This window comes from Pantoea sp. SJZ147 (assembly GCF_007828605.1).
Classification (GTDB): Bacteria; Pseudomonadota; Gammaproteobacteria; order Enterobacterales; family Enterobacteriaceae; genus Pantoea; species Pantoea allii.
This window is the reverse complement of the sequence record NZ_VIVB01000011.1, coordinates 203,319-219,588: the sequence shown is the minus strand read 5'-3', so window position 1 is coordinate 219,588 and position 16,270 is coordinate 203,319. Positions and strand designations below refer to the sequence as shown.

At 51.8% G+C, this 16,270-nt stretch carries 15 protein-coding genes; 4 read left to right on the top strand and 11 right to left on the bottom strand.

From position 1 onward, the window contains the following. The first annotated feature begins 80 nt into the window (after positions 1–80). Complete coding sequence (gene ilvC / locus FBY13_RS17080) at positions 81–1,556, top strand: ketol-acid reductoisomerase (RefSeq protein ID WP_063877644.1); 1,476 nt, start codon at positions 81–83, stop codon at positions 1,554–1,556. A 74-nt stretch (positions 1,557–1,630) separates the two neighbouring features. On the opposite strand, the gene FBY13_RS17075 is transcribed toward ilvC, so the two are convergent. From FBY13_RS17075 to FBY13_RS17050, 6 genes are read right to left on the bottom strand one after another with little or no spacing between them, the layout of a single operon-like run. Further along, on the bottom strand, positions 1,631–2,872 hold the full coding sequence (locus FBY13_RS17075) for an MFS transporter (RefSeq protein WP_109717872.1): 1,242 nt from the start codon (positions 2,870–2,872) through the stop codon (positions 1,631–1,633). 46 nt (positions 2,873–2,918) lie between these two features. Then, positions 2,919–4,175, bottom strand: a complete 1,257-nt coding sequence (locus FBY13_RS17070; RefSeq protein WP_145394680.1) for an acetyl-CoA carboxylase biotin carboxylase subunit family protein — start codon at positions 4,173–4,175, stop codon at positions 2,919–2,921. Positions 4,176–4,223: 48 nt separating this feature from the next. Beyond that, on the bottom strand, positions 4,224–4,958 hold the full coding sequence (locus FBY13_RS17065; protein WP_145394679.1) for an SDR family NAD(P)-dependent oxidoreductase: 735 nt from the start codon (positions 4,956–4,958) through the stop codon (positions 4,224–4,226). After that, positions 4,946–5,689 (bottom strand): 3(1)-hydroxy-L-isoleucine 4-dioxygenase HilB, encoded by a 744-nt coding sequence (hilB, locus tag FBY13_RS17060; protein ID WP_145394678.1) that lies wholly within the window; start codon positions 5,687–5,689, stop codon positions 4,946–4,948. The genes FBY13_RS17065 and hilB overlap by 13 nt, the downstream gene beginning before the upstream one ends. Before the next feature lie 53 nt (positions 5,690–5,742). Beyond that, positions 5,743–6,633, bottom strand: coding sequence for an L-isoleucine 3(1)-dioxygenase (gene hilA / locus FBY13_RS17055; RefSeq protein ID WP_109717868.1), 891 nt, complete (start codon positions 6,631–6,633; stop codon positions 5,743–5,745). A 33-nt stretch (positions 6,634–6,666) separates the two neighbouring features. Continuing rightward, complete coding sequence (locus tag FBY13_RS17050) at positions 6,667–7,638, bottom strand: amino acid ABC transporter substrate-binding protein (protein ID WP_109717867.1); 972 nt, start codon at positions 7,636–7,638, stop codon at positions 6,667–6,669. 118 nt (positions 7,639–7,756) lie between these two features. Between FBY13_RS17050 and FBY13_RS17045 the strand changes: the two genes are divergently transcribed. Then, a complete protein-coding gene (locus FBY13_RS17045; RefSeq protein ID WP_109717866.1) occupies positions 7,757–8,668 on the top strand; it encodes a LysR family transcriptional regulator in 912 nt (303 codons plus the stop codon). A gap of 61 nt (positions 8,669–8,729) precedes the next feature. On the opposite strand, the gene FBY13_RS17040 is transcribed toward FBY13_RS17045, so the two are convergent. The 3 genes from FBY13_RS17040 to FBY13_RS17030 all read right to left on the bottom strand — a co-directional run bounded on the left by FBY13_RS17040 (position 8,730) and on the right by FBY13_RS17030 (position 12,296). Continuing rightward, positions 8,730–10,061 carry an MFS transporter gene (locus FBY13_RS17040; RefSeq protein WP_145394677.1) on the bottom strand — a complete coding sequence of 444 codons (1,332 nt, stop codon included), beginning with the start codon at positions 10,059–10,061 and terminating at the stop codon, positions 8,730–8,732. Between the two features lie 277 nt (positions 10,062–10,338). Continuing rightward, entirely contained in the window at positions 10,339–11,358 is a 1,020-nt protein-coding gene (yhjD, locus tag FBY13_RS17035; RefSeq protein ID WP_186440826.1) for an inner membrane protein YhjD, read from the bottom strand. 38 nt (positions 11,359–11,396) lie between these two features. Then, on the bottom strand, positions 11,397–12,296 hold the full coding sequence (locus FBY13_RS17030; protein ID WP_145394676.1) for a LysR family transcriptional regulator: 900 nt from the start codon (positions 12,294–12,296) through the stop codon (positions 11,397–11,399). A gap of 115 nt (positions 12,297–12,411) precedes the next feature. Between FBY13_RS17030 and FBY13_RS17025 the strand changes: the two genes are divergently transcribed. Continuing rightward, on the top strand, positions 12,412–13,170 hold the full coding sequence (locus FBY13_RS17025) for an SDR family NAD(P)-dependent oxidoreductase (RefSeq protein WP_145394675.1): 759 nt from the start codon (positions 12,412–12,414) through the stop codon (positions 13,168–13,170). Positions 13,171–13,210: 40 nt separating this feature from the next. Here FBY13_RS17025 and FBY13_RS17020 read toward each other — a convergent pair whose 3' ends face one another. After that, positions 13,211–14,059 (bottom strand): PhzF family phenazine biosynthesis protein, encoded by an 849-nt coding sequence (locus tag FBY13_RS17020; protein WP_145394674.1) that lies wholly within the window; start codon positions 14,057–14,059, stop codon positions 13,211–13,213. A 105-nt stretch (positions 14,060–14,164) separates the two neighbouring features. Here FBY13_RS17020 and FBY13_RS17015 point away from each other — a divergent pair, with 105 nt between their 5' ends. Continuing rightward, positions 14,165–14,788: a glutathione S-transferase family protein gene (locus tag FBY13_RS17015; RefSeq protein WP_063877636.1), complete on the top strand. Its 624-nt coding sequence runs from the start codon at positions 14,165–14,167 to the stop codon at positions 14,786–14,788. Here FBY13_RS17015 and FBY13_RS17010 read toward each other — a convergent pair. Then, on the bottom strand, positions 14,755–16,245 hold the full coding sequence (locus tag FBY13_RS17010; protein WP_096012721.1) for a PLP-dependent aminotransferase family protein: 1,491 nt from the start codon (positions 16,243–16,245) through the stop codon (positions 14,755–14,757). The genes FBY13_RS17015 and FBY13_RS17010 overlap by 34 nt on opposite strands. Between the last annotated feature and the right edge of the window lie 25 nt (positions 16,246–16,270).

The window sequence follows — 16,270 nt, the reverse complement described above, 5'->3', positions numbered from 1 at the left end:
CATATGATGGGGTCATTCGCGGCGCTGAACCTGATGCCGTCATCAAACAAAAGCAAACACAACATTTAACCGGAGTTCGCATGGCTAATTACTTCAACACATTGAATCTGCGCAACCAGTTGGCGCAACTGGGCAAGTGTCGTTTTATGGGACGTGACGAATTCGCGGACGGTGCCAGCTTCCTGAAAGGCAAGAAGATTGTCATCGTTGGCTGCGGTGCTCAGGGCCTGAACCAGGGCCTGAACATGCGCGATTCGGGTCTGGATGTGTCCTATACGCTGCGTGCAGAAGCCATTGCTGAAAAACGTGCCTCATTCCGTAAAGCAACAGAAAATGGTTTTAAAGTTGGTACTTACGAAGAACTGATTCCACAGGCCGATTTGGTGGTTAACCTGACGCCGGACAAACAGCACTCTGCGGTCGTGCAGGCTGTTCAGCCGCTGATGAAAGATGGCGCAGCACTGGGCTATTCACACGGTTTCAACATCGTGGAAGTGGGCGAAACGATTCGTAAAGACATCACCGTCGTGATGGTTGCACCGAAGTGTCCGGGCACCGAAGTACGTGAAGAATACAAACGCGGTTTTGGTGTCCCTACGCTGATCGCGGTTCACCCGGAAAACGATCCTAAAGGCGAGGGTATGGCCATCGCTAAAGCCTGGGCTTCTGCAACTGGCGGCGATCGTGCTGGCGTGCTGGAGTCGTCCTTTGTTGCCGAAGTTAAATCTGACCTGATGGGCGAGCAGACCATCCTGTGTGGCATGCTGCAGGCCGGTTCTCTGCTGTGCTTCGACAAGCTGGTGGCAGAAGGTCACGATGCGGCGTACACCGAAAAACTGATTCAGTTTGGCTGGGAAACCATCACCGAATCCCTGAAGTTTGGTGGTATCACACTGATGATGGATCGTCTGTCTAACCCGGCAAAACTGCGTGCTTACGCGCTGTCTGAACAGCTGAAAACCATCATGGCACCGCTGTTCCAGAAACATATGGATGACATCATTTCTGGCGAGTTCTCTTCCGGCATGATGGCTGACTGGGCTAACGACGATAAGAAACTGCTGACCTGGCGCGAAGAGACCGGCAAAACCGCGTTTGAAACCGCACCACAGTTCGACGGCAAAATCGAAGAGCAGGAGTACTATGACAAAGGTGTTGTTATGGTCGCGATGGTAAAAGCGGGCGTTGAGCTGGCGTTTGAAACCATGGTTGATGCAGGCATCATCGAAGAGTCCGCGTACTACGAATCACTACACGAGCTGCCGCTGATTGCGAACACTATTGCGCGTAAGCGTCTGTACGAAATGAACGTGGTAATCTCAGACACCGCTGAATACGGCAACTACCTGTTCTCCTTCGCGGCGGTGCCATTGCTGAAAGAGTTCATGACCACGCTGCAGCCAGGCGATCTGGGCAAAGCGATTGAAGGCACTCAGGTTGATAACGCCCAACTGCGCGATGTTAACGAAGCCGTTCGTCAGCATCCTATCGAGCAGGTTGGCCGCAAACTGCGTGGCTACATGACCGATATGAAACGTATCGCGGTTGCGGGCTAAATCAGAGCGACACCGTTTTCAGCAAAACGTTAGACGTGAAAAGGGCGCAGCCATCTGGCTGCGCCCTTTTTCATTTAGCAGGAAGATTCTGCCGCAATCACAGGCGGCAGCAGGCTTTTGTAACCGAAGACGCGGCGGCCAAAGAAAATCAAAACCAGGCCAAACACCAGTGCGGCGACCAGAATAATGCTAATGATTTGTAGCGGCATAAAATGGCCGGACAGGAGAGATACCACAGCACCGCTTGCCGGTACGGAACACATGTTCATTAAGCCAATTATCCCCATGGTTTTACCTAAATGTTCTTTAGGAATCACCTGGCTCCGTAGCGTACGCAGGTAGACGCTGAAAGCACCATCAAAAGCCATTAAGACTGCATAGCCCACCAGGTACATCGCATAATCCATGGAAAACGACATCACCGCGCCCGCAAGAATCATGGCGCAAAACGAAAAGGTGCCCAGCGTTGACAGACCAAAGCGGCTGGCAAACCGTGGAACAAAGAAGAATGTCACAATAGTGACGAGGGCAGCCGTTGTCTGCAAAGCACCAAAATAGCGATCTGACAGGTTGAACTCTTTCAAAATGACCGCTGCGCTCACGACCAGCGCCGCGCCGTAAACCAGATTCACGACCCAGGTCAGCGCACACAGGTGCAGCAGAATTTTGTTTTTCTTGAGTACTTGCAATGCCGTTCGGTTAGACGCGAGTAAAGTATGAAACCCAAGCTTTTCCGTGACCTCCAGGTCATGTGTTTCCAGGAAAAGATAATTAATAGCCGATATGGCAAACAGCACCGCTGCGACGACCAAAATGCTATTGATGCCGCCCCATGACGAAATCGCCACTGCGATAGCAGGCCCCAGCACCATAGTGATTTGATCGACGCCCTGCAGCATGGAGTGAGCTTTTGGCAACGCCTGACTGGACAAATGACGAGGAAGCAGGGCGTCAGTGGCCACAAAGTTGAGCACATAGGCGACAGACAACAAAGCCATCATCGCGGCCAGCGCGGGAAAAGTTGACCCCGGATACCAGTAGAGAAGGGTAAAAACAGCCACCATTAGCACGGCACGAAGCGCATCTACGTTGAAAAAGATGAAACGCGGCTTGATGCGGTCAGCCATAAATCCCGATAACGGAAAAAAAATAATGCGGGGCAGCCATTCAATCACAAAGGCCAGGGATGAAAGCGTAAGCGATCCGGTGGCCTTGAGAATGGCCAGAGGAACGGCAAACAGTAAAAACTGATCGCACAACGCACCGACAAAACGGGAAAAGACGAAGCGCTTTAAACCGAAGTTTTCGGCAGACATAACGGTACTCCTGCTTGAGAGCCGCTTTGCAGCGGCTCAAGGATGATCACGCCTGGCGTAAGGTAAAGAGCGTATTAGCCAGGTCATCAGCGGTACGTAGATGCTCATTGAAACCGGCTTCCGGCTTCCGGCTGGGCCAGAAAAACTCCACCGATCCCTCGCGGTTTTTCCAGGATTCGAGCTTCTTCGATGTATCCAGCGGTTTTGCGGTGATCTGCATATTCACAATGTGATCGGGGAGGCTGGAAGGAAGCGTGACTTTTTCAATTGTTCCGACAGGCGCTTTGATAAAGGCCACTGCACTCAGCCCTTTCGGCAACAAAGGCTCTGCCAGTGGTTTAAGGGCGTTCAAATGGCTCAAGACATGAAGCTCATAAGGATTAATGCCATAGCTCCGTTCAACCAGATCCATAATCGTGTCGCCGCCGGTGCGGGCACCCACTTCAATGATTTTGATCTCTCCTGCAGGCGTGATTCGTGCTTCAAAATGCGCCACGCCATAATGAATACCCAGGGCATGACAGGCGCGCTCCGCGATATCCCGCAACTGTGCGTTACTGGCATGAACGGAAGGGACACTGTGCCCCACTTCGACAAAATGGGGTTCCTCACCCAGGTATTTGTCGGTTACGGCAATAGCGCGATGGTAGTCACCTTGGTTTATCACCTCGACGCTGACTTCCTGAAGGGAGGGAATATACTCTTCTACCTGGAAGAGATCCTCTGGGGCATAAGATTCGCCGTTGAGTGAGATCACATCAGCCACGCTTCGGGCAAAGCTCGGTTCAATCTCCTCTTCTCGGGTAATCTTTAAGACACCAAGGCTGCCGGCCATTTCACGGGGCTTAATAACGACAGGCAGCCCAATATCACGAATATGGTGTCTGAGTTCTTCCAGCGTACTGAATGCGGCAAAACGTGGCACCGGTAATCCGGCCTTCTCCAGCAGTTGCTTCATGACAAACTTGTCACGGCAATTGTGAATAGTCTGACGACTATTACCATGCAACTGATAATGTTCAGCCACCAGACTGGCGGCGCGGACAGTGAAATCATTCATAGGAATGGCGGCGGCGGGTTTGAATCCGGTTGAAGCTTCATGGGCTTTTACCGCATCCAATACGGCGTTTTCATCGGCGACATCACCTGACAAATAGCCGTCAAAAAATTTGATTGCGGCATTGGTACGATTTTTTGCCATGGTGAGCACCTGCATTCCGCCTGCTGCGCGCAGTGCACCGGCTAATACACGTTCACGAAGGGAAAACTCGCCGCCTAAAATTAATATATAACGCTTATCCATGTTGCTTCTCCTGCAAAGAGGTTGGGCCGTTTATCTGACCCAAGAAAGTTAAAGATCTTTTCCCAGCGTCCAGCCACCATCTATGACCAGTGTTGAACCTGTGACAAAACGATTCTCCGGAGCGGTCAGATAAAGTGCCGCTTCGGCAACGTCACCTGTCTCACCCAGTACCGGTAAAAACTGGCCACGCTTAATTTTTTCAAGCTGCGAGTCATTGTGGTAATAAGACTCCGTCAGTGGCGTACGAATAACGCCGGGCGCAATCGCATTGACACGAATACAGTGTTTGCCGTATTCGAGTGCCAGTTGTTTCGTCAGGCCAATGACGGCGTGTTTTGATGAGACATAAGCGGTTCGATCAGGCTCACCCATCAATCCTGAAACCGAGGCCAGATTGACCATATTTCCAGGGCGATTCTGGTTTACCAATTGTTGGCAAAAAGCACGCCCTGCAATAAAGCTGGCTGTAACATTGAGGGCAAAAACGGCGTCCCACTGTGCCAGCGTTAAATCGGCGATACTGCAGATTTCACGGGTACCTGCACAGTTAACCAGAACGTTATTAGCCTCGCCGTATTCCAGGGTTTCGAACAGGGCGGCCAAACGGACCGAGTCAGTCACGTCTAACTGATGATGGCGATAGGCTGACGTATCGTTAAAGTCCGATGATGAACGATCGATACCCTCAACCTGATAACCTTTGTCCAGGAAAGCCTTGACCAGCGCGCGGCCAATTCCACTGGATGCACCCGTGATGATGGCTTTAAGCTTCAGACCGGACATGCTGTCTTCTCCTCGTTTTTCTGAAACGTGATCAGAATGATGTCGCGTTGAGCAGGGCCACTGTTTTCACGTGCGCCAACGGGAGTGACGGCATGAAGTTTGTCGTGATTAACCACTAATGTGTCGAAGAGCTGTTCTAACCGCAGCACACGGTCAATGCTACGTGGATGGCTGGCAATCAGACTGTCTCCGCCCAGCATATTTGGTGAGGCATTAATCATATGCACAAACACCACGTCTTCATCGTCTTTATGCAGCCACACGGGTGAACTGTACGCCGGTGCATCTTCCGTAGCCTGATAACGAAACAGGTGAATGCCTACGGTCAGGCTGTCAGCAGGTCCGATGCGTTCATAAGCGTCTACCAACAAAAAATCATCATGTAACAGCGTTTGAAACAGACGATTGCCAGTAATCTCTTCAGGCAGCAGCGGATAATCACGAATAATATCGCCAGTATCGGGATTATAGGCTTTGGTTTGTTTATAAGGGTTGAATTTTCCGAACGTTAACTCTCCCTTTTCATTTCTTTTGCATTGAGCATAGCCGCGCCAGCGATTGCCTGCAGAGTAAGGATCAAGAAGTAAATTCTCATAACCTTTTTTAAATCCCTCCAGCGCATCTAAGAAGGCTTCTTTATTTGAAAACTGCATGGCGTCAATTGAATGATAATAATCACCAGGGATGAAGGCATAGCCTTGCCTGGAGAGATGCGTTGCATATTCCATTATTTATATTATCTCTGAATGAAAACAGGGTTGTTTTTTTAAATTCAGTCCGTGGACTATGTCCAGTAAACAACTTTACGATCGTTCAATTTACCAATAAAGCGCCCTGCAGTGAGTCGGCTTCCTTCACTGACGCTGCTCACGCCATGTAAGTGGCAGGCATTCATAAAGTAAAGGTCGCCAGCATTCAACTGAACAGAAAGTGAGTCTATATCATTTAGAAGATGCGGCGGATAAGGATAGCCTGTACGGGTTACACCCAGTTTTTCACGGCAGCGTTGATCGGGGATCAGATTCCAGATTTTAAGTTGTCCTCCGCCCTGTGCGGCTTCCAGACATACATTATAGGCTGTTACGGTTTGGGTATGGGCAATCTCAAAACCATCTTCCTTCGCGAAATCAACCTGAGCCATATCTTCATGTGGCATAAGTGACATAACACCGTTATCAAGCCAGCGACGAAATGTGGCAAAACAGGCATAGCCGTTCTTAAAGCGAGCCGGGCCAAAATGAATGCCTCGCTCAAGAAACCCGTTTTCCAGTGTTCGGTTCAGAAAAAGTGATTCGCTGTCTTCTTCAGTCGTTGTTCCCATCAGGTCAGTGACGCTTTGATTTACACGATTGACCTCACTGATATATTGTTCACCATTACGTGAAAATTGCGTTGCGCCAATCTGGTTAGTTAAAACAAAACCATCGTCAGCGCGATTGCCGCCACTTTGCGTAACGCTGTCGTCAAAACTTGTCGCCAGTTTTCCACATACGGCTTTGGATGCATAATTACGGATAATATATAAAACATTACCGTGATGATGGCCATTAAGAATGATGTTTTTAACTACAGAGAAATTAATCACACCGTCCGACGATTCTAAGTAGCCAAAATTACTTTTTTGCGATCCGGTCAATGTGGTTTGCGTCGGCTCTAAGGCCAGTAAATCAGTCATAGTATTTCTGTTTCCATGCCATTTGGATAAAATTTAAATAAAAAGCGGTGACCAGAGCATTCCACCTTCAGCCCAGGGTTTATTATCGCGTCGGTGTTGTTTTAATTCCGACTTGTTCCCCAGGTTACGCTCAAATATTTCGCTATAATTGCCAACTTTACGAATGATTTGTCGAATAAAGTCAGGCTGTAGGCCTAATTGTGAACATAAATTCACATCAGGATAAAGAAAGGTTTTTAAATAACCCTCAGCGTTATTACTCTTTTCAATAATGTTATTTTGCGTAATGCCCAGGTTCTCGGCTTCAATGAGCGCACGCATAATCCATTTTGTCGCAATATACCACTGTGGGTCAGCGGCGCTGACTGCGGGGGCCATTGCCTCCAGAGAAATGCGATCGTCCAGGATAAGATGTTGAGTGCTGTCTGTTAACTGCTGATGCTCACCGGCTAGCAGATAGCCATCCAGACAGTAGATATCACATTCTCCTGATTCATAGGCCTGTCTAGCCTGCTGCGGGGAATTGAAGAGCAGAATCTCACAGGGCAATTCGAGTGCATCAAAATAACGGGTAAGATTTTCTTCGGTTGTTGAGCCACGCATAGCGGCAATACGACGTTGACGAGTAAACCTGGCTTGTGGTGCTTCTTCTGTCAGGTTACTGAGCGATGTCATGAGTACTTCCCCATCAAACAACATAGGATGCAGAAAGTGGATACCGAATTCCGCTTCGCGTTGAAAGGTCACGCTAGCGTTAAAGGTGCCAAGGTCGATCACACCATCGCGTAGCGCCTGAAAGCGATCGGCAGACTGCAAGGGCACGAAGTGAATTTTGCCGGCGTCGCCTAGCACGGCGATAGCCACAGCGCGTGCCAGATCGATATCAAACCCATTCCATTGATTATGGAGGGGATCTCGCTGCGAAAGGCCCTTGAAACCTAAACTAACACCAACATTTAATACATCATGCTGTTCAATGCGTTTGATTACCGAGTGTTCAAACATAGCTAGCCTGTGAATAAAGTATTAAGAATAATAAGGTTTCATGTCAGCAAACCTCTGTTGAACATCATACTGTTCGGTGCTAGCTTGGCTAGATAGTTGAGATGCAAAAGAGCTGTGCGTGAAGAACATAAATGAATTAACGGAAGTCTTGCCTGGGTTGGTTTTATTTGTTCAGGTTGTTGAAAGTGGTAGTTTTTCTTCGGCTGCAAGAGCGCTGTCCATGACGCCATCTTCAGTGAGTCGTATGATAGACAGGCTGGAAAAAAGGTTAAATGTCTTACTTTTTACCCGCTCGACGCGCGCGCTCGCTGTGACCGAGGCGGGACAAGAAATATATCACCAGGCTTTATCAGTTATCGCCGCAACTAAATCCCTGTTTTCCCAGGCAGACAGCTACAGTGACGCGCCTAAAGGATTGCTGCGTATTACTGCGCCCACAACGCTTGGGAAAATTTTACTGACTCCTTTTCTGCCCGGCTTTCTGCGGCGCTATGCTGAAATCAATATTGAATTAAATCTGACTGACCATCTGGTTAACCTGACACACGAGTCGTACGACCTGGCACTGCGCGTAACGGACACACCACCTGTTAATATGGTGGCGCGTGCATTAATGCCTGTTGATTATGTTTTAGTGTGTGCCGAGCACTATGATCAGAAACTGCCGGATATGCCGGGCGAGCTCAAACAGCATAATATTTTCTTCCCAGACGACGCACAGTTTCGCGGGGAATGGCGTTTCTGGTTAAACGACACGCTGGAGAGCGTCATGCTTACGCCCCGGCTGATGATAAACAACAGCGATGCCATGATCGATGCGATATTGCAGGGCGTGGGCATTGCGTTAATCCCCACCTTTATCGCGAATGGCTATTTGCTCAATGGGCAGTTACGTCGCGTGTTACCGGACTGGCGGATTGAAAATACGCTCTCGATGACCACCTACGCCATCACCTTACCTAACCGTCTGCTGCCGCTAAAAACCCGTGTGTTTATTGACGATTTTATGGCCTGGCTGAAAGCGAAATAGCGTGACCTGAAACCCATAAAAAAACCCGGCCTGCGCCGGGTTTAATCAATGCTGGCTAAATTTACACTTCATACAGCGTTTGATGCCGCGTTTCTTTGCAGGCAATCAGCGCCAGCAGCGTCAGAAACGCCATCGAGGCCAGATACAAACCGACCGCATACAAGCCGTAATGCGCATTCAGCCAGGTGGCGATATAGGGCGCAACCGAGGCGCCCAGAATCGACGACAGGTTATAAGAGAAGGATGCACCGGTATAACGCACTTCTGTCGGGAACAGCTCAGGCAGCAGCGCCCCCATTGGGCCAAAGGTCAGTCCCATAATGCTCAAGCCCAGCAGCAGGAAAGCCATCACCAGCGCCTGTGAGCCCGATCCCAACATCACCGGGAACAGAAACGAAAAGCCAATAATCATCAGCGTAATGACGATCATGGTCTTACGACGACCAAAGCGATCGGCCAGCAAGCCCGCAATCGGCACCATCACGCCAAACCCAATGACCGCCATCATCAGCATCCACAGCATACTGTTACGTGAGATCCCCAGGCCGGCAGGCGCGGCGGCGGTACCGTAACTCATGGAGTACACGGTCATGATGTAAAACAGCGTATAGGTGGCAAGCATGATGAAGGTGCCAAGTATCGTTGCCGTCAGATGTTTACTCAGGAGCGAAGCAATCGGGACACGCACCTGCTTCTTCTCTTTCTGCACTTTGGCAAACACCGGGCTTTCATGCAGCGATACGCGCACATACAGACCAATCAACACCAGCACGGCAGACAGGACAAACGGCACGCGCCAGCCCCACTGCATAAACTGCTCGTCGGTCAGCAGCCATGAGAGCAACAGAAAGGTGCCATTGGCAAAGAAGAAGCCGATGGGCGCACCGAGCTGCGGGAAGGAGCCATATAGCGCACGCTTTTTGGCGGGGGCATTCTCGGTGGCCAGCAGGGCTGCGCCGCCCCATTCACCGCCCAGACCTAAACCCTGACCAAAGCGCGCCAGCGCCAGCAGCAGCGGCGCCAGTACGCCAATGCTCTGGTAGCTGGGCAACAAACCGATGACCACGGTTGAGATCCCCATGGTCAGCAGTGAGGCAACTAACGTAGCTTTGCGGCCTACGCGATCGCCAAAGTGACCAAACAGGGCAGAGCCGATTGGGCGTGCGATGAACGCGATAGCAAAGGTGGCCAGCGACTGCAGTGTGGCAACGGTGGCATCACCCTGAGGAAAGAAGATATGAGGAAAAACGATCACGGCAGCCGTGGCATAAATATAGAAATCGAAGAATTCGATAGCGGTGCCGACCAGCGAGGCGACCACCACTTTACTTCGTGAGTTGACTGGCGTGGGATCGTTTTGCTGATCAAGCGGTTCAGAGATGGAGGCTTGCATAAATGTTTCTTATTTTTAATGACAGATAGGGAATCTTACGCACCTGTATAACGGCATTCAATGGCTGAAAACCGCGTGGTCAGTGGTGTTGCGCCGTCAAAAGTGGAAAATTTTTGTCATGTGTTAAATGTTGGGGAATGGCAGCGTGAAGTGACGCAAAAATGGCGAGATACTCTGAGAAAGCGCTGAAGAAAAGTGACCCCCCAGTTATTCATCCTGTAAGTTGACGAATAAATAACCGGAGGGCGGTGTTTTTCGCTGGTTTAGCGCCGTGATTTTATTTGCTGGTGGTCAGAGAACCTTTTTCCGACATGCGCGGATCGTCTTTGTACTTCGCGGTGGCGATCCACGCAGCGCAAAACAGCGTCAGGCGCGCAAAGAAATAAAAGAAAGCCATTAACCCCAGCACCGATCCAAACGCAGCGCCCGACGGCGAACTGGCCAGTTTTGGCAAGGTCAGCGTCATCACAAATTTAATCACTTCAAAACCCACTGCCGCCAGCAGGGTGCCGCGTAGCAGCGCCTTCTTACGGGGTTTATGGCGAGGCAGAATCCAGAAAATCCACAGGAACAACAGATAGTTCGCCATGACAGAAATGGAGGTCGCAATAATGGTGAGCGCAGGACGTAACCACTCAATGCCATCCAGCCCTAACGCACTCACTATCATGGCCTGGGCGGAGCCCGCGACAGAGGTCAGTGACAAGGTAATCACCAGCGCCAGCATCAGGCCGGTCAGGGATAAGAAGTCGCGAATGTAGCGTTTCCAGAACTTTTCTTGATCGTCGGGCTGTCGCTCCCAGACATCACGCGACTGGGCGCGAATGGCCTCTCGCAAATTGCCCATCCAGTTCAGTCCCGAATAAAGCGCCAACAGCAGACCGGTGATACCGACGATAGCACGCTGCTGGATAGCCGTATTCACCGTATTTTTCAGCGTTGTTGCCAGGGCAGGATCGCTGATGCTGCTGACGATTTTGTTGATGATATCGGTCAGCAGATCCTGATTCGATGCCAGCACAAAACCCACGGCTGCAAAAGACACCATTAAAATCGGGATTAACGATAAAAAAGAAAAATAGGTAATGGCAGCGCCAAACTGGCTGCCGAGACGATCGTTAAACCGTTCAAGCGCGCGGATAAAATGGGCCACAGCGGGTATCGCCTGAAACCAGGTGGCAAAACGTGAAACGCGCACGATGGAACGATCGACGGACTTGTTGCCCGTTTTGATGTCGATCAGGGGTTTGGGGGACTTTGCGTCTTTTGCGTTATCCTGCTCGTCTGTCATAGACATTCACTTCCTGTTAAACGTAAAAAACACATTATAGCCTGTCAGGTGACATACTCTTGAAGCACCTGACTTAACCACTCCATAAATACCCGAACGCGCCGTGCCACATTACGACGATGGGGATAAAGTAAATGAATCGGCATCGGCCTGGCCGGGAAGGCATGAAGCATCTCCACCAACTCACCGCTTTCCAGATATTTATGAATCCCCACGGTCGGCACCTGAATAATACCCAGCCCTGCGAGGCAGGCCGCGCGATAGGTTTCGGTGCTGTTAACGGTGACGACACCGCCGGTGTGCACGTAGTGGCACTGCTTCCCATCGAAGTATTCAAAACCCTGGGCAGGCTGACCAAGCTGCTGGCTGTAATGCACCATGGCATGCTGCGACAGCTCTTCAAGCCGAATCGGCCGGCCAAAACGCGAAAGGTAGCCAGGGCTGGCGCAGTTAATCAAGGTATGTGTACCGATTCGGCGGGCGATAAGCCCCGAATCTTTCAGCTCGCCAACGCGAATCACACAGTCAAACCCTTCGCGAATAACGTCCACCTGGCGATCGTTGCTGCTGAGTTCAATTTCAACGCCGGGATAGTGCTGAAGAAATTCCGGCAGGCGGGGCAGGATAAGGTCGGTCGCCATCGCTGTGGACATATCCACCCGCAGCTTGCCGCTTAAGGTGGCGGGATCGTGCTGGAACAGGCTGTCCATATCACCAATCATCGCCAGCAAATCAAGACAGCGGTCGTAATACACTAAACCATCCTGAGTCAGCTGCACCCGCCGGGTGGTTCGGTGAAGCAGGCGCGTGCCCATCTGATTTTCCAGCGCCTGAATTTGCCGCGATACGCTTCCCTTCGGGAGCCCAAGACTTTCTGCTGCTGCAGTAAAACTGCCCATCTCTGCAACTCTGACGAAAACCTGCATTGCGTGAATTTTATCCATATGGCCTGCCGATTGTTGTTGTAAGTGGAACAGTGCTACACGTTCTCAGGCGTTTATAGAACAATTATTAACGAATATCCTCAACCTGTGTTCAATTTTGCAACAGGAAACCAACATGAGTCGTAAAATCGTCTTGATTACGGGGGCTAATCGCGGTTTAGGCCGGAATGCAGCAGTAAAACTGGCAGCTAAAGGCCGGGATATTATTTTTACTTACCGCACTCATCAACATGAAGCGCAGGACGTGATCAGGGAAATTGAACGCGCAGGCGGCCGCGCGCTGGCGCTACAGCTGGATGTGGGCGACCTGAGCCAGTTTGATCGTTTCATTTCTGAGGTGAAAAATGCACTGCAGCAGCACTGGCAGCGTGAGACGTTTGATTATTTAGTGAACAATGCCGGACAGGGTCACTATAAACCTTATAGTGAAACCACCGAGGCTGAATTTGATGCGCTGATGAATGTGCATTTCAAGGGGCCTTACTTCCTGACCCAGAAACTGTTGCCAGCGATCGCGGACGGCGGGCGCATTCTGAATATCTCCAGCGGATTAACGCGCCTGACTTACCCCGGCTCAGGAACCTATGCGTCGATGAAAGGTGCGATGGAAGTGCTCACTCGCTATCAGGCCAAAGAGTTGGGCGAGCGACGCATTCGCGTGAATATTCTGGCTCCGGGCGCCATTGAGACCGATTTTGGCGGTGGGCGCGTGCGCGATGATAAAGCCGTTAATGACACCATCGCGGCCTTTACCGCCCTGGGTCGGGTTGGTCTGCCTGACGATATCGGCGATGCCGTTTGTGCCATTCTCAGTGATGAAACCGGCTGGATCACCGCGCAGCGTATCGAAGCATCGGGCGGTCAGGCGCTGTAGCTATTCAGGGCGACGCCGTCGCCCTTATTTCAGCGCTCGACTAGCCTTTAATCGTGCCTTCTATCACCGTCACGGTTTTGCCACCGATCCAGATCGTATCGCCCTGATATTCCACCGTCACGCGTCCCTCTCGGTTTACCCGGGTGCCCTGACGGACGCGGTAATCTTGCGTCTTGCCCTGAGCAGCGAAGTAGCGTGCCAGGCAGGCATTGGCGCTGCCGGTGATCGGGTCTTCGGTCAGGCTTCCGTGCTCAATCAGCAAACCACGAACCTCATAGTGCTCAGCTTCCCCTGCAGGCAGCGGACCAAATGGCATGATGCCGCTCACGTTAGCGTGATGGATGAGTCGCTGCAAATCGGCAATATCAGGCGTAATCGACAGGACTGCCTCTGCACTGACCATGGGGATCAGCAGCCAGCGAATGCCCATATCAACCACGACGGCCTCCTGGGCTGTATCGACGGCGTTACTGTTGAGTGCCGCACTAATGAGTGCATCATGGAAAGGCGTTAAGGTGGCCGTCGGGGCGGCAAAGGCCAGGGTTTTATCGTCGGCAATTTTTATCTTCACGTTGCCCACGCCGCATTCCTGAATAATCACCCCCGGCGTTTTTGTCTGGAAGCCCGCTTCCAGTAAAGCATGAGCGGTACCGAGCGTGGGATGACCGGCAAAAGGCAGCTCGCCCTCAACGGTGAAGATACGCACGCGGTAATCAGCCTGATTATCCTGCGGCGGCAGGACAAAGGTAGTTTCCGATAAGTTGGTCCAGCGTGCGATGGCCGCCATCTGGCTGTCGTCCAGACCTTGTGCGTCCATAATGACCGCCAGTGGATTACCGTTAAACGCGGTCGAGGTAAACACATCCACTTGTTTAAACGCAACGTTCATTGTCACTCCTTTTGAATAAGGTAAAGATGTTTTTTCTTGCCCGGGCAATTGCTTATGTCAGTTAACAGGGCTATGAATAAGTTAAGCAACTGGATGGAGCCTGCTATGTTAAAAATTCTTGGACGCGCCTCCTCAATCAACGTGCGCAAAGTACTCTGGCTGTGTGACGAACTGGACCTGCTCTACGAACGTGAAGAGTGGGGGGAAGGGTACAAATCCACGCACTCTCCCGAATTTATCGCGCTGAATCCCAATGCCATGATCCCGGTATTGATTGATCAAGACCTGATTATGTGGGAATCCAATGCCATCCTGCGCTATCTGGCGACCGCCTACGGTGGCGACTGGCTCTATCCCGATAATCCGCGTTCACGTGCGCCAGTGGATCAGTGGATGGACTGGCAATCGACAGAACTTAACACCTCATGGCGCTATGCGTTCATGTCGCTGGTGCGCAATTCACCGGCCCATCAGGACCCAAGGCTGTTGGCCGCTGCCTGCAAAGGCTGGTCCCACACCATGGGTATTCTCAATCAGCAGCTCGAACATACCGGTCGCTATGTTGCCGGACGGAACTTCAGTCTGGCGGATATACCGATTGGTCTTGCCGTCAACCGCTGGTTCGAAACGCCGCTTGATCATCCAGACCTGCCTGCCGTGCGCACCTACTACGAACGCCTGACCGAGCGCCATGGCTATACCATCTGGGGACGTAACGGCACGCCCTGATCCTGACCCGGCGGCAGGCCCGCGAGTTCGCAGGCCACCTTCCCGGCCCGGATGATGGCGCGAACGTAGCGCTGATCAAACGGATAGCAGCATGAAAGGCGCAATGCATGGTTATAGCGCTCGCTCAGCGAATACAGCGCGCCGGGCGTAACGCAAATCTGCTCTTTCAACAGACGGGAAAACATCTCCGTCGTATCCACCTTGCCGGGCAGTTCGACCCAAAATACAAAGCCACCGCGCGGTAATGTGGCCTGGGTGCCCTGAGGGAAATGCTGCGCAATCAAACCGCGCGCCTCATCCAGATTGCTGGCATAGCTGCGGCGCAGGCTGCGCAGATGATGGTCATAGCCCCCGTTGGCAAGGAACTCCGCCAGCGTTTCCGACAGCAGCGCCGATTCAGCCATTGATGACACGGCTTTCAGGCGTGCAATGGCATCGTGAAAGCGTCCGGCTGCAATCCAGCCGACGCGAAAATCGGGCGCAACGGTTTTGGTAAAGCTGGTGCAGTAGAGCACCCAGCCATGCTGATCGAACGACTTAACTGCAGGAGAGAGCGGCCAGTCAAACTGCAACTCATCATAAAGACCGTCTTCAATCAGTGGTACTTGGTAAGTATTCACTAACTTCGCGAGCCTTTTCTTGTCAGGCAATGACATACAAAATCCCAGCGGATTTTGCGCCGAAGGCATGGCGACCAGCGCCTGAAGACGGTTTTCCTGAAGCAGCATCTCAAGCGCGTCCAGTGACAGACCGCGCTGGGGATCGGTAGGAATTTCCAGCGCCTTCAGGCCCAGGGACGCCAGCAGGGGAAACAGAAAGAAATAGGTAGGGGATTCCAGTCCGACGCAATCGCCTGGCTTCGTTACCGCCCTGAGTGCCAGTTGTAGCGCTTCCATACAGCCATGGGTGAGGGTGATATCGTCGGCGGTAAGCGATTGCCCGGCATGCAATGCACGACGCGCAATCTCCTCCCGTAAGCGCTCACTACCGGGCGGAAGCGCGTAGCGTCCAATAAGGTGTGGATCACGCCGCAGTAAAGATGCCGTAATGCGCGCCAGTCTGGCTGACGGAAACAGATCGCTGTCCTGCGGGCAGGCCAGCGATATATTGGTGTAATCAGGGTGATTTTGCGCGGCGAACACCTTATCAATCAAATCCAGCTTTTCATTACTGGGATCGCGGACCACCCGGGCAGAGTGCTGTGCATTTCGCGTCACCATCGGCAGCACGCCGCGCACGTAGTAACCCGATTGCGGGCGCGCCTCAATCAGCCCACGGTTTTCCAGCAGTTGCCAGGCGTTCAGTACGGTATTCACGCTCACCTGATGTGACTGCGCGACGCGCCGGATGGCGGGCAAACGCTTTCCCGGTTTCAATGTGCCTTTATGAATCGCCTCGGCAAAGCTGTCGGCCAACTGCTGGTAGAGCGTTTGATCGGATGGGGTTTCAGGGGACACAATTGCCTCCGGGCGCGACAGGTAC